Raw genomic sequence first — 14532 nt, 5'->3', positions numbered from 1 at the left:
ATTAAAAGGTAAGGATTACTTAATGTATCGGCGTCTTATGTTCAATTTTTTGCAGTATATAGATACTGTATGTCTTTACAAAACTTCATCTACATCTAGATTTTTATCTAAATAAGCTGAACGCGCTTATAAAGCGTTACAAGACATCAAAAAATGCCAATACTCGACAGAGATAGTAAAAGACTAGCTAACTCGGGGATTCTTTGTCTTTTTTTCTGCTTAGTAAATTTCTTAAACATTTGCAGCGTAGGTTAGTTGCAATTAAAAGCAGCTGAATTTCGCTTGTCAAGCGTTTAAAACATAAAAAACGCCAATATTTTAAAGCGGATAATAACCACGGGGCTTCTTTTGCCTTTTTTTTGTTTGGTAAATTTCTTAATGTTTATAGCTAAACGACAATCGTCATCCCGCTACGTGTTAGCGGGATCTATGCTTTGAGATACCGCGAATAAATCGCGGTATGACGGTTAAGTAGGGTGTCATTCCAGTGCCCCTGTGATGTCATTCCAGTGCTTGACACTGGAATCCAGTTTTCCATATAATCTCATCGAAAACGTTGTAACCACTTTCTATGCTAGTTTGCTTGTTTACAAGCAAACTTTCCTGGATCCCAGTGTCTGGGCAATGGGATGACACCATTCTTTTTCCTGGATTCCAAACTGGGATGACAGCTAGCCTGATAACCGTCATCCCGCTGCTTGTTAGCGGGATCTATGTTAAGGTATGACGGTTAAGTAAGGGATCTATGTTAAGAGATACCGCGGCGGTATGACGGTTCGTGGCGGTATGACGGTTCGCGGTGGTATAGCTATAGAAAACTTGTATAGATTTTTTCTACTTCTGTGATATCATAAGCCTGTAATGATAAAATAAGTAAATATGGATAAGTCAGCGTATGAGATCATAGAACATGAGTATGACGTGGTAGTAGTAGGTGCAGGTGGAGCAGGGCTCAGAGCAACGCTTGGGATGGCTGCAACTAATTTTTCAGTTGCCTGCATTTCTAAAATTTTCCCTACACGAAGTCATACAGTTGCAGCACAAGGCGGAATTAGTGCAGCTTTAGGTAATATCGGTGAAGACGATTGGCGCTGGCATGCATATGACACAATAAAAGGTTCAGACTGGCTTGGTGATCAAGATGCAATAGAATATATGTGTAAAAACGCTGCTAAAGCTGTTATTGAACTTGAAAATTTTGGCGTACCTTTTTCTCGTACAGAAGATGGCAAAATATACCAGCGTTCCTTTGGTGGAATGACAACTCACTTTGGTAAAGGAAAATCAGCGCAGCGCACTTGTGCGGCAGCAGATAAGACTGGGCACGCAATCCTTCACACTCTATATCAGCAGTGTCTTAAATTCAACGCTGAATTTTTTGTTGAATACTTTGTGATTGATTTAATTATGGATAGCGAAACATGCTGCGGAGTTCTTGCTTGGTCGCTATGCGACGGCACATTACATAGATTTCGTGCGCATAGAGTGGTGTTAGCAACAGGTGGATATGGACGTGTTTATTTCTCTGCAACAAGTGCGCATACCTGCACAGGTGATGGTAATGGCATGGTAGTAAGGGCTGGATTACCACTTGAAGATATGGAATTTGTACAATTTCATCCAACAGGAATATATGGCTCAGGGTGCCTGATGACAGAAGGATGCCGTGGTGAAGGGGGGTACCTCGTTAATTCTCAGGGCGAAAAGTTTATGGAACGTTACGCACCAAAAGCAAAAGATTTAGCTTCTCGTGATGTGGTAAGTCGCGCAATAACAATTGAAATTAGAGAGGGAAGGGGAGTTGGACCGAAAAAAGATTACATGTATTTAACTATAGCACATCTTGATCCGGAAGTAATAAAACTCAGATTGCCGGGCATTAGCGAAACCGCAAGAACTTTTGCTGGAGTTGATGTCACTAAAGATCCAATACCGGTCATTCCGACTGTTCACTATAACATGGGTGGCATTCCAACTAATTATTATGGAGAAGTGATCACGCTGAAGCAAGGTAAGGAAGAAGTGGTAGATGGACTATTTGCAATTGGAGAAGCTGCGTGTGTCTCTGTGCACGGTGCAAATCGACTTGGTTCTAACTCGCTTCTTGATCTTGTGGTTTTTGGCAGAGCTGCAGCGCTCAGAGCAAAAGAGAAACTAAAATCCGGTACACCACATAAAAAATTGCATTCAGACTGCACAGACTGGATAGTAGATAGATTCAATAAAATGCGATTTGCTTCCGGGAAGCTCAAAGTAGCAAAAATACGCAGCGAAATGCAGAACACTATGCAAAAGTACGCATCAGTGTTCCGTGTTGCTGAAGTTTTAGAAGAAGGCAAAAAAGCTATAAAAAAGGTAGCAAAAATGATGCCTGATATTGCAATTGAGGATCGCAGTATGATGTGGAACAGTGATTTAGTTGAAGCACTGGAGCTTGCTAACATGATCCCACAAGCGGTTATTACCATGGAATGCGCAGCCAATCGAAAGGAAAGTAGAGGTGCCCATGCTCGTGAAGACTTTCCTGAACGTGATGACAAAAACTGGATGAAGCACACTATAGCGTGGCTTGAAGAAAAGAAAGGGCAAATTAACGTAAAAATTGATTATAAAAAAGTGGCTGAAAAAACTCTGAGCGGTGAGATTGATTTCATAGCGCCAGAGAAGAGGGTTTATTAGTCAGCCCATCTAAGCTTATTTATGAATTGACGTAGTATTGATATATCGCTCATTTTGGTAGCTGGATTTTCTGCACATTCTGATTGATTTGATGATTTTTGCACCTCTTGCTCTTCTAAATCGTTGGACTTATTTTCTATATCTTTAACAGAGTTATTGCATTGTGTATCATTTTTTGGTGCGTTATCTTGAAGTGTAAGTTGCTTTTCTTCAGTAAACTTTCCTTTAATTTTTCCAAATCCTTCATAAATATTTTCTAAATTCAAGTAAATAAGATAACAAACTCCAATAACTGCTATAATAGATGAGGCAGTTGCAATTGTAATAATTCCTTGAGAAGCACTGAATATTGCTGCACAGGCTAAAGCAGCAAATACAAGCGTTGTCACTGCTTTACAAGCAACATTATTGATGTACTTCACAATATCGCGTGCTTTTAACTTCCTGCCAAAGTTGCACTTCAGTTCAGTTCTCATATCATCTGGAATAAGCGCTCTACCCATTGATTTCTCTATTCCTTTTATAGTTTTATAATACTCTTTGCTCCATAATCTTTCGGGTAGTATTAACTGCTTTGGATCAACACCATTTTGCAATAATTTTACACAGAACTTGATCGTGTTATCACGGCTCTTAGGATTGACCAAATTATGTTTATCTTTTGTCGTCTTAGTAATTAACGCTACTTGTAGTGGTGTTCGTTCTTTTTCGTTAGTGGCGTTTGCAGCTTTACTAAATTTCTCTTTTTCCACCGAATTTAAAATCAACTCTAAACATGTAACTTTTTGTTCTCCTTTTAGTAAAGCAATGTGGTGCAGAGCATTTTTTCCATCTTTATCTTGCACAGTAATATCTGCACCATTTTGTAGAAATAACTCTAAGGTTTTATACCTGCCAGTATCCTTAAATTCTTTTTTTATTACATTCTTTATTTTATTTTTCAATGAAGGTTCTTTACTCTTTTCTTGTATGCGCTGGAGTACCTGATGGAGCGGTGTTTGCTCTTTCCCGTTAACAGCATTTATAGCCTTACTAAATTCATCCTTACCTAAAGTCAACTTCAAACATGCAACTTTTTGTTCTCCTTTGAATGAAGCAATATAGTGCAGAGCATTTTTTTCATCTTTATCTTGCACAGTAATATCTGCACCATTTTGTAGTAATAGCTCTAGGGTTTTATATCTCTTAGTTTTCTCAAATTTCTTAAGTGATCGGTTCTCACTCTTCTCTTGTATGCACTGGAGTACCTGGTGGAGCGGTGTTTGCCCTTCTTTTTTATCATTTACAGCTTTTATAAATTGTTCTTTTTGGCTTGCTTCTAGCAATATATGGAGAAGTTTAAGTGTTTGTTTTGTTTCAGGTTTAACAATCAAGTGTAAAGCATTATTATCATCTGTGTCTTTAAGGCTAATATCTGCCCCTTTTTGCAATAGTTCTTTAAAAAGTTCTTTATCATTATTTTTAATTGCTAAATGTAATTGATAATTATCATTACTATCTGGAGTATTTATGGTACGTGGTATAATTTCTTTAATTTTTGCTTCTGTATTGATTTTTATTTCTGGCTTTAATTTAGAGTTCTTTCCTTGCTCTGCTAATTTTTCTAAGAAATTACGATAGTATGTCTTTTGCTCTTCTTTTAAGTCTTGTAATTTTTTTGTAGATAATCCTAAATTATCAGAGCTGGCCCCATGCTCTAACAATTTTGTAAGAAACTTAAGTGTGTTATCGTTACTTCGAATTGTATTAGACTCATGTTTTTCTTTTGTCACCTTGTTAATTAGTGCTACCTGAAAAGGGGTCTGATTTTCACTATTAATGAGTTGTGCTAGATCTTCCTTGGTGACCGTTTTTATTAGGGTACCTAGAAACTTGCATTTCTGTTTCTTTTCCAATGACACGATAAGGTGTAAAATATTATTTCCTTTCTCATCTTTTATGCTGCTAATATCCGTACAATCTTTTAGATATTTTCTAAATTTCCTGTTATTTCCATTTTTGATCGCTTTTAGTAGTAGAGCATTGTTATTTGTTATTTCGTTGCTTATTTCTACTTCATGATCATCTTCAACATCACTGCCGTAGCCACTCTCTGTTTCGCTGTCCCTACGGTTGTGGGTAAAACAATATCTGCTATTATAAGTAATTTCTGAAATTGCTTGTCCTATTTCCTCTTTTTTTATAGGGTCTAGTTCTTTCGATATTTTTCTATTCAATACCGGAAGAAAGCATTGGACATAATACTTATAATATTTTTCTTGTTCTCTAAGTGATTCTTCTAATTTAGTTAGTACTTCAGAGCTAGCACCTTCCTCAAATAACCTTTTACACTTCTTGAGGGTTCCATCTTGACCTCTTGGTTTTTCACGCTTGTGTTCTTCTTTTTTTACCTTTCTCTCTATAATGCCATATAATTGTTCGTCTTTTCTATCCTGCTCTTGCTTTTTATTTTTATCTATGCATTCACCTAATTTATCTGCATTAGTAGTTAGTGCAGTTATATCTATACCCATACTAAAACCTCAATATTAAAAGCTATTTAAGTTGTCAGCACTAAACTAACAACCAAGAAGTTTGACTTTTAAATTGAGCTAAACGTTGTATATGTATAGGTGGAAAGGCAGAAAACTAGTTTCTATTAGAAAATCTGTTATCATAGTCAAATCCTCACTTGAACAGTTGCTACTATTTTAACCATTTAATCTTAAAAAATAATAAATATAGCTAAACTGTGAAATGTGCTATTGGCTAAAATAGGATAAGAAACTATAGCTGCAAATATCCAAATTGATGTTTTTATCAGTCTTCCAGACTTGGTTTTTCTTTTAGTTTTTTAAGTCTTTCTTTATTTAGTATGGAGCTTATCTCTTCTACACTTTTATCAATATCATCATTGATTATTACATAATCATATTTATCACGTTTGCTTATCTCTTTTTGAGCTTCGGCTAATCTGCGCTCTATTTCGCTTGCATCATCACTATTACGCTTTTGCAAACGCAACCTAAGCTCTTCCATTGAAGGGGGAAGTATAAAAACACTCACAACTTTTTTTCTCATGAGCTTGAATAAGTGAAATGCTCCTTGCCAGTCTATGCTGAGTAAAACACTTATTCCATTGCTTAAGTTTTGCTCTATAAAATTTCTTGGTATACCATAAAAATTCTCAAAAACTTTGGCGTATTCAAGCATTTGGCCAGCTTTGCATAACTCGTGAAATTTTTCTTCGGTAACGAAAAAATAGTCTTTTCCATTTCTTTCGCCGGGGCGAGGCTTGCGTGTAGTCATAGAAACAGACCTAACTAAATTAGTTGATTGCTCAAGTAATTTTGCTGATATAGTAGTTTTTCCAGCTCCAGAAGGGGAGGATAGAACCAATAATACGCCCTCACTTTTTACGGTCATTTTTCTTTGCATTTTTTAACATGGTGCTTTTTGGATCAGAGTTTAAAAAGCTAGAACCTTCTAAATTAGAATTTGATAAGTTGGTGCCAATGAGAGAAGAGTTATCAAAGACAGTATAGCGCAAATCGGTCTTTTCAAAATTTGCCTTATTCAAATTAACGTTTACAAACTTTGCTCTACTCAATGTTGAATTAGAAAAATCGGCATTTTCTAAATTCATATTCTTAAATTCAAAGTAAGAATAATTTACATTAAATTTTTCACCCTGTGATATTTTCTCTTGCAAATCTCCAATTGAAGTTATAGCATTTTCTAACCCTGCAAGTTTTTTCTGTCCTTGATTGTCAATCAAAATCGAATTATCAAACTTGCAATCTGTTAAATGAACATCAGCAACTGAACTTTTATATATGCTTGAAGAGTGAAAAGACATATCACTAATTGTTGAATTACTCAAATTGCTAAGAAAAAAACTAGTTTTCCTAAAGGCATTAGCGTGAAGCAAAGAAGATCTGAAATCGCTTTCAATAAAATTTGAATTAGTTACTTTTAAATTGGACCAACTCGAATTATCAGCTAATAAATTAAAGAATGTTGAATTTTCTATTTCACTGGAATCAATATTATGGCGAGAAAGTGTACTGTTATAAACTTGAGAGTCTTGGATTTTTATCTTATACATTGAAGTTGTAGAAAGGTCTGAATCTTCTATCTTCACATAGGTGAATAGTGAATGGTCAAAAAATGAGCCATTCATGTTAGAATTTGCAACTTTAGTATTATGAAACTTTCCGTGACGAATGTCAGCATTAGAGACATTAACTTGATGCAGTTCACTAAAACTAAAATCAATATTGGATAAATCAGCATCATGAAGATTTGCTTCAGAAACATATGCATGTTTTATCTTGGAACCATTTAGTATAGATTGAACAAAACTTGAATTATCGTCATTCACATAGGAAATTTGTGTGTTGCTTAAATCAGTTTCGTCGAAGTTACTGTTAATTATGATAGAAGAATTAAGGCAAGCATCGGAAAGATTGCTACCTGTAAAGTCTGATTCTTTTAACTCTGCACCATATATGTTAGCATTTTTTAATGAAGAAAATTGTATCTTTAATTTATATGCATCCACTCCAAAGAAACTTGCATTATCAAGGTTGTTTTTCTGCATAACAGTATCGTTTATTTCACTATCACTAAAATTTACGTGGCTAACATTCGAGTTTGATAAGTTGGAGAAATTCATTTTCACATTCGAGAAATTAGTATGCAAACCAATTACGTTGTGCATACTTACTTTTTTGAGATCGGAACTGATAAAATCAGCATAACTAACATTAGACTGATCAAATACGATATCTGTTAAGTTTGCAGAAACAAATTTTGTAAAACTCAAATTTGTACCTTTTATTTTAATGCCATGTAAATTAGCATTGGAAAAATTAGCACCACGTAAATCAACATCAATGAAAGACACATCGGATAAATCGGTGTTAGAAAAATCGGCACCAATCAGACTTACTCCATCAAAAACAGATTTACTTAGGTACAGTTGGTTAAAATTAGCTCCATTTAAGTTAGAACCAAAACCTTTCTTAAAATCTTCTGGCACGCCCTCTTTGTGGCACTGCACCAAAAATTCAGCAAAGTCTTTTTTACTGTAAGATACGTATTTTGCATCACGCAAAGCGTTTAAAAAATCACTAATCTGATTTTTTTCATCATTTGTTTCGTTTCCATAACATAAATGACCAACTAAAATTAATATCAAAAATCTAATCATCTTGCTTATCGCACTGTATTTCTTTCGTTTTCACAGCCCAATCGTACATTGCTGAGCTTTCTTTATTGTCTATTTTTCTATCCTCCAAAAGATGTGGCATCATTTCGGCAATCGCATTTATTATATTGATCTGCTTTTTTTCGATTGCTATATCAATTGGGGATTGAAAATTATTGTTAACTACTCTAAGATCAGCACCTTGTAATAAGAGAAAGCGCACTATGTCTACCTCACCTTGTTTAACTGAATAAATGAGAGGAGTATCACCCAATTTATTTCTAAACCTTAGTATCTCTTGAATTGTTAATCCAATTTTTTCTAGCTTACTTATTACTCCTCTTAAGCAAGTTAAGTTGTTCTTCTTAATGCAGTAAAAAAATTGCTTACTGTAATCATCAATAAACACAGTTGTAGGAAGATGCTCATTAAGGCTATCATATTGTCGTTTATATATTGACTTGCTTTGTATGTCTTTATGACCCCATTCTTTTATTGGTTCTCTGTTTAGCTTTGTCCATTTTTGTAAACTTTTCTTTTCACTTTGCTCTTCTTCATCTTTTTTAGTTATAGGTTTTACTCTATTGCGGTCCTTGGAATTACTGTTTGTTTCTTTCACTTTTTTTTCTTCAGACTGATTCTCTACTTTTTCTTTTTTTCCCTCTAATAATTGACTCGCATCACTTTTTGAAAGTTCATTATCTTTTATATCAATCTTCTGATCAGCTTGTAGATTTTTTTGCGGGTTAGCTGTATTCTCATTTAAATCAGCACTTAAAGGCAAAGGCTCTGGTTTCAAATCTTTATTCACTTCTTTATTGGCCACATTTGGTAAATTTTGAGCAGATTTGTCTGTGCTTCCTTCTAGCTGGTCATTTGGCCAATCTTTATCAATCCTTTCACCTTCACTTATAGTTTTTTCAACCACGAAAGCTTTGTTCTCGTTGTGTTGCAGTTTCTCTTTATCGGTAGTGCCGTCTAATCTTTTGCTCTCAGCCTCTTGTGTTTGTTTAGCATCGACGTTGCTTTTTAACTCATCTTTTTGATTTGTGCTATCTTGCTTCCTTACACCTACATTTTCGTTTTTATGAACTGATTCAATTTTCTTTTCTTCAAGCTGCTCTACGGCAAACAGGATGGGTGATCCGAATACGACAGCTAATAATATAAAATATAAAATATTCTTCATAAATATCCCAAGCATAAGCTTAATTAAAATGATACTATAATCAAATGATTAATCTACAGTAAAAAATGCCTTAGGATTTAATTTATAAAAAAACAATAGATTTTTTGTATCTGTTCAGGGGCATCGCAAATATTGAAGCAAAGTGGTCAGTGCTTACTGTACGAACATTGTGATTTGAGAGCAATCTCCGCTAGGGAGGATGTCATCCCAGTGCCCAGACACTGGGATCCAGAAAACTTAACTTTAAATAAGTGGCTGCATAATAAACTACACATTAAACCTAAAGTGCATTATATCGCCATCTTGCACGATATAATCTCTGCCTTCAAAGCGAATTTTTCCTGCGTCTTTGCAAGCTGATTCACTTCCATACTTTATGTAGTCTGCAAAGCTTATTGTCTCTGCTTTTATAAAGCCTTTCTCAAAATCAGTGTGGATTACACCTGCTGCTTTATCGGCTGTTGACCCTATTTTTACTGGCCATGCCCGTGCTTCTTTGGGGCCCACAGTAAAGAAAGTTATCATACTCAGCACTTCATACATAATACGCGCTACTCCATCAAGGCCTGATTCTTGTAAGCCAAATTCTGATAAAAAACTCTGTTTTTCCTCTTCACTATCAAGATTTGCAATATCTGCTTCGAGTTTTGCTGAAATGCAATAAAATTTGCTTTTATTTTCCTCCGCCATCCTCTCTACCTTTTTAGATAATTCATTGCCAGTTATAACATTTGTATCTTCAACATTGCAAACGTACATAACGGGCTTTGTTGTCAGCAATTGAAGCAACTTCATCTCATCTTCATTGATATTCTCCAAACTTCTTGCAGGTTTACCTAATTTTAAAGTAGCTAATACCTCTTGCATTAATTCAAGTTGTCTCTTTAGCTCTTTATCACCTTGCTTTGCTTTCTTTTCCAATTGAGGAAGCCTTTTTTCTATGCTATCAATATCAGCTAGGATTAATTCCATTTCTACCACTTCAGCATCTGATATTGGATCTATTTTACTGTGTATATGGCTGATATCGTCATCCGTAAAGCACCTGAGCAGATGAACGATGGCATCAACTTCTCTGATATGGCTTAAAAATTTATTGCCAAGCCCTTCGCCTTTGCTCGCACCCTTTACCAGACCTGCAATATCTACAACTTCTAATTGGTTGTAGATTATCTTCTCTGAGCCTGCAATTGCTGCGATTTGTTTCAAACGTTGATCTTTTATCGAAATCTTGCCTATATTTGGCTCGATTGTGCAAAAAGGATAATTTGCAGCTTCGGCTGCACTTGACTCTGTAAGCGCATTAAATAAGGTTGATTTTCCTATGTTTGGTAACCCAACTATACCGCAGTTAAAACTCATATTTGCTATGTAAAATTATAACTATTGCATAATTTAAAAATTTCTGCTATACTTAATTAGTCGCTTATTGACAATTTTGTTGGTATAGTAATATATAGCTTAAATTAAGGTAAAACTATGACTACAGCTAAGAAACGGAAACTACCAAGTGACTTTCATGATGTTGAGGTTGGAATAAAAAGGCCCAGGATCTCAGGGCAAGAAATAACTCTTTTAAATAGTAACCCTTACCCTGACAATTTCTATGTAGGACAAGCAATTGGTAATGGAAGCTGTTTTTTTGACTCGTTCAGGCAAAGTCTAGAACAACAGAAAGGAGAGCAAGTTACTGTCGAAAAATTAAGAAATGATTGTAGGGAATTTGCACAAAAGGATCCACCAAAGTGGTTTACAAATGCAATTGTCAATAGTCATGATAACAATGGCCAGCACCGTAGTGAAACTGTGGATGATTATACAGCAAACATTATGCGTAACGATAGATGGGGTGATCCTGACGTTGAAGGCAGAATACTTTGTGAAAAGTATGGTGTAAAATTACATGTTATAGAGAGTAACCCATTGCATGCTATTGACACCCAACAAGATCGGTTTTTGCATGAATTAATAGACAATTCAGGTTCAAAAAGTGCAGGTGAATACAATAAAGTTGATTATGATGATAGTAGTATTGTGCATATAATAAACAAAGGCGGATTGCATTTCGAACCATTGCTTGATAGAAATAAAAGTTTAGCAAAACAACTGCAAGAGGAAACCAAACTTAAACAAGAGCAAGAACAAGAAGATTTCCTATTAGCAAAAAAACTGCAGCTAGACGAGATCTTAGAATATTGTAACCTTTCAAAGGATATCTCTGAGAGAGCAGAGGTTGAAAAGGGATTTGATAAGTTATTGGCAGAAAATGCTGATGGAAAAATTGGTGATGTTGTAGGGCAGTGCGTTAGTGATATAAAGCAGCGCATAGAGCAGCAAAACCCTTCAAGTTTACTAAGATGTGGTACGGAATCGATGGCAGAACCATTTCATCAACAACGAGCACCACAACTTGTAAAATCTTAATAGCTCTGTATATTTTTATATAGGGCTTTTGCAAGCATTTCATATAATATGAACTTGCAGTACGTACTAACCTAAATGCAAGTTAACCATGAGACTAGTTTAATTATTGATGCCATAGAGGAATTTGGTGGTGAGGCTAGGCTTGTCGGCGGGTGTGTGAGAGACTCAATTTTGCAGCGTGATGTCCACGACATCGATTTAGCTACTAATTTGCTTCCCAATCAAACGATTAAAGCGCTAAAACTCCGTAATATAAAAACTATTCCAACTGGCTTAAAACATGGAACTATCACTGCGGTTCTAAATCAAAGATCTTTTGAGATCACAACACTAAGGCATGATGTGAAATGTGATGGTAGGCATGCAAAAGTAGAATTTACCAATAATTGGCAAGCGGATGCTTCAAGGCGCGACTTTACATTTAATGCTCTGTATGCAGACAAGCATGGCCATATATATGACTACTTTGGTGGTATAGAGGACTTAAAAGCGCGAAGGTTAAACTTTATAGGCAACGCTGAAGATAGAATTAAAGAAGACTATCTACGTATTTTAAGAGCATTTCGTTTTCATGCAAAAATATGTGTCGGAGATTTGAGTGATGAAATACTAAACGTATGCAAAAAGCATTCGCATATGATTCAAAACCTCTCTGGAGAGAGAATAAGAGATGAAATACTTAAATTGCTGGAGTGCAATGATCCTTTTCCAACACTTAAGAGCATGCAAGAATCTGATGTTTTGCAAAAGATTATCCCAAAAGAAGTAAAATGCGAAATTCTGTCTTCGCCACTTCTTTTGGGCACTGATGCACTAGTAAAATTAGCGTTACTCCTTAGGACTACTAAAAAAAATGACAGGCTAAGTCTTGGAGAATATGTAAGCAAATTTTTACGTCTTTCGAACAAGCAAAAGAAAAAGCTGCTATTTTTACTATCCAACGATATCAAAACAGAACTCTCAGAAAAAGAGCAAAAAAAATACATATCTTTATTTGGTAGAGAATTATATTGTGATTTAGTGAAAATTTGTGGTGTTGAGTCTGGAGAAAATGTTGATGAATACATTTCATTTGCTAACACATTCAATATTCCAAAATTTCCTTTATCTGGCGATGATTTAATAAGTATAGGTCACCAGCCAGGAAAAAGTTTAGGTAGAAACTTGGAATTGCTAAAACAACATTGGGAAGATAGCTCCTACACTTTAACAAAAGAGGAGCTGGTGCTTTATGCTAAGAACCTATTCTAACTGCTTTCTGACTGTTCAATGAATGTATGCTTGCAATATTAGGGGAACTCATAGAGGAATTAGGTATATGTTCTTTTTTAGCTTTTTCTGTTAATTGATATTCGTTTACTCCTCCTTGAGTTTGATTACACATTCCCTGATCTGGAGATAAAAATTTATCTCTTATGCTTAATGCCAGTTGTAACTCTTGAATCTTATTTGAAAAACATTTCATTTTAGCCTCTGTTAATTTTCCTGTAACAATTTCTTTAAGCAATTCTCCTGAGTCGTTATTATTATTATTCTTGCTATTAAAGCTGTGCAAGATAGAGTCTACAATCTTATTTACCCCTTCTTGTTTGTTAAATTCTAATTTTTTTACGCATTTTCTAACAGAAGGTGACAACTTGGCTTTTAACGTGTCATCTCGTAGTTCTTTACCCATATTTTTTCCAATGTTACAATGTTCGTTGACAACTTCTTTAACCTTAGCTTCTATGATCTCCCTTGCGGATTGTTTCAAATTACTTTCTAATAATTCAAGCAGCTTACTGCTTTCAAATTTGCCATCATCTTGATTTGATAGAGACTTTATAGTTTCATTAAGCACGTTATGGCAAAAATGTTTCTCTTTAAATTCAGGAAAACCTTTTTTTAACTCTTTATTTTTATCAGATAAAAATTTATCGCAATTCTCATTCCCACGAAGCTTAGATAAACCCTTTGGAATTTTTGACTTCATAGAACCAGTAGTTGATTTTGCAGTAGATACTGTACTCACTGTATCTGGCGCTTTAGTTTTTGTTTGCCCTTGTGTATCTTTCTCTGTTAACTTCCCATTTTGTTGTTCATCTTTAGCTGGTGAACTTTCAATTTGTTGATTTTTTAATGTCAGATTTTCATCAAGTGTTTTTGTACGCTCTCCAATAGAAAATATTGCAACATTTCTTGCTCTTTCTAATTTTGCATTCAGATGTTCAACTTGCTCTTGTAACTCTTCTTTTTTTTTCTTCGATTTTTCTTTCCTGACTTCTTCCACCCTTTCAAAAAGCTCGTTTATTTTATTGGTAAATTCTGCTCTGAGTTCAGTTAATTCTCTTCCCTGGCACCCTATCATCTCAGATTTTGCCTTCAACTTTACTAAAAACTCTTTCTCTTGTTTATCTGTAACTTCTACCAATTCTCTATAATTCTTTTTAAGTCTTATAATTATAGATTGCAATTCTCTATTTTCCTTTTTTAACGAGCTATTTTTTGATTGTAAGTCCGCTTTAAGCCTTATGATTATAGATCGCAATTCTTCAATTTTCACTTCCAATAAGCCATTTTTTGATTGTAAGTCTTCAACCTGCTGTGCTTGATCACTATTTTTATCCGTTGTTTCGACGTATTCGGTCTGCATTGCTATATCGTGAAATGTTACTTTATTAGTTTGAACCTCTCCATCCTTACTTATTACTCCACTTTGGCTCTCTCTTACTGCTACTTCAGGTTTTAAGTCAACTTGAACACTTCCATCTATTGTCTTAAAAGCATCAGTTTGAACTTCATTGTTTGCAGTAGTTTTATCGTAGTACAAAATATTTTCTGCCCATCTATTCCATCTCTTGGGCAATATTCGTCCAATCGTTTTTAGATATAACCAAGCAAATACAGTAGACCAGCTGTATTTTTTTTCCTTTCGCTTAATATTAATTTCATAATTAACCTTATTATTAATATTTAGCATAAAATTACCTTATTTTTTAACTTTAATTTACAGAAAATTTTAATAGTAATAAAGTTATATATATTAGTATAAATGTTAAACAAATACTAA

General features: G+C 34.8%; 8 protein-coding genes and 1 pseudogene. 3 read left to right on the top strand and 6 right to left on the bottom strand.

Annotated elements, in window-relative coordinates:
- Positions 1 to 879 precede the first annotated feature (879 nt).
- Positions 880 to 2679: a succinate dehydrogenase flavoprotein subunit gene (sdhA, locus tag ABWU55_RS02140; protein ID WP_353286437.1), complete on the top strand. Its 1800-nt coding sequence runs from the start codon at positions 880 to 882 to the stop codon at positions 2677 to 2679.
- On the opposite strand, the pseudogene ABWU55_RS02135 reads toward sdhA, so the two are convergent.
- The 5 genes and pseudogenes from ABWU55_RS02135 to ychF all read right to left on the bottom strand — a co-directional run bounded on the left by ABWU55_RS02135 (position 2651) and on the right by ychF (position 10421).
- A pseudogene (locus tag ABWU55_RS02135) lies at positions 2651 to 5192 on the bottom strand (ankyrin repeat domain-containing protein). The gene sdhA and the pseudogene ABWU55_RS02135 overlap by 29 nt on opposite strands.
- Positions 5193 to 5478: 286 nt before the next feature.
- Positions 5479 to 6084: a guanylate kinase gene (gene gmk, locus ABWU55_RS02130; protein WP_264339592.1), complete on the bottom strand. Its 606-nt coding sequence runs from the start codon at positions 6082 to 6084 to the stop codon at positions 5479 to 5481.
- The gene (locus ABWU55_RS02125; RefSeq protein ID WP_070356815.1) at positions 6068 to 7873 is read right to left on the bottom strand and encodes a pentapeptide repeat-containing protein; all 1806 of its coding nucleotides are present in this window, start codon (positions 7871 to 7873) and stop codon (positions 6068 to 6070) included. The genes gmk and ABWU55_RS02125 overlap by 17 nt, the downstream gene beginning before the upstream one ends.
- Positions 7866 to 9059: an ankyrin repeat domain-containing protein gene (locus ABWU55_RS02120; RefSeq protein ID WP_353286435.1), complete on the bottom strand. Its 1194-nt coding sequence runs from the start codon at positions 9057 to 9059 to the stop codon at positions 7866 to 7868. Before ABWU55_RS02120 ends, ABWU55_RS02125 begins: the two co-directional genes overlap by 8 nt.
- Positions 9060 to 9326: 267 nt before the next feature.
- Positions 9327 to 10421 (bottom strand): redox-regulated ATPase YchF, encoded by a 1095-nt coding sequence (gene ychF, locus ABWU55_RS02115; protein ID WP_353286434.1) that lies wholly within the window; start codon positions 10419 to 10421, stop codon positions 9327 to 9329.
- Positions 10422 to 10538: 117 nt separating this feature from the next.
- On the opposite strand from ychF, the gene ABWU55_RS02110 reads away from it, so the two are divergent.
- A complete protein-coding gene (locus tag ABWU55_RS02110) occupies positions 10539 to 11483 on the top strand; it encodes a hypothetical protein (RefSeq protein WP_353286433.1) in 945 nt (314 codons plus the stop codon).
- Positions 11484 to 11558: 75 nt separating this feature from the next.
- A complete protein-coding gene (locus ABWU55_RS02105; RefSeq protein WP_353286432.1) occupies positions 11559 to 12734 on the top strand; it encodes a CCA tRNA nucleotidyltransferase in 1176 nt (391 codons plus the stop codon).
- On the opposite strand, the gene ABWU55_RS02100 is transcribed toward ABWU55_RS02105, so the two are convergent.
- Positions 12718 to 14442 carry a hypothetical protein gene (locus tag ABWU55_RS02100; RefSeq protein ID WP_353286431.1) on the bottom strand — a complete coding sequence of 575 codons (1725 nt, stop codon included), beginning with the start codon at positions 14440 to 14442 and terminating at the stop codon, positions 12718 to 12720. The genes ABWU55_RS02105 and ABWU55_RS02100 overlap by 17 nt on opposite strands.
- Positions 14443 to 14532 lie beyond the last annotated feature (90 nt).

This window comes from Wolbachia endosymbiont (group A) of Crataerina pallida (assembly GCF_964028475.1).
In the GTDB taxonomy this organism is placed as follows: Bacteria; Pseudomonadota; Alphaproteobacteria; order Rickettsiales; family Anaplasmataceae; genus Wolbachia; species Wolbachia pipientis.
The sequence above is the reverse complement of the archived record's forward strand: the minus strand, read 5'-3'. Positions and strand labels throughout refer to the sequence as shown.

Bases quoted from the DNA above. Each gene is read 5' to 3' on its own strand.
- ABWU55_RS02105 (WP_353286432.1), top strand. From the start codon at position 11,559: ATGCAAGTTAACCATGAGACTAGTTTAATTATTGATGCCATAGAGGAA.
- sdhA (WP_353286437.1), top strand. From the start codon at position 880: ATGGATAAGTCAGCGTATGAGATCATAGAACATGAGTATGACGTGGTA.
- ABWU55_RS02125 (WP_070356815.1), bottom strand. From the start codon at position 7,873: ATGATTAGATTTTTGATATTAATTTTAGTTGGTCATTTATGTTATGGA.
- ychF (WP_353286434.1), bottom strand. From the start codon at position 10,421: ATGAGTTTTAACTGCGGTATAGTTGGGTTACCAAACATAGGAAAATCA.
- ABWU55_RS02110 (WP_353286433.1), top strand. From the start codon at position 10,539: ATGACTACAGCTAAGAAACGGAAACTACCAAGTGACTTTCATGATGTT.
- ABWU55_RS02120 (WP_353286435.1), bottom strand. From the start codon at position 9,059: ATGAAGAATATTTTATATTTTATATTATTAGCTGTCGTATTCGGATCA.
- ABWU55_RS02100 (WP_353286431.1), bottom strand. From the start codon at position 14,442: ATGCTAAATATTAATAATAAGGTTAATTATGAAATTAATATTAAGCGA.
- gmk (WP_264339592.1), bottom strand. From the start codon at position 6,084: ATGACCGTAAAAAGTGAGGGCGTATTATTGGTTCTATCCTCCCCTTCT.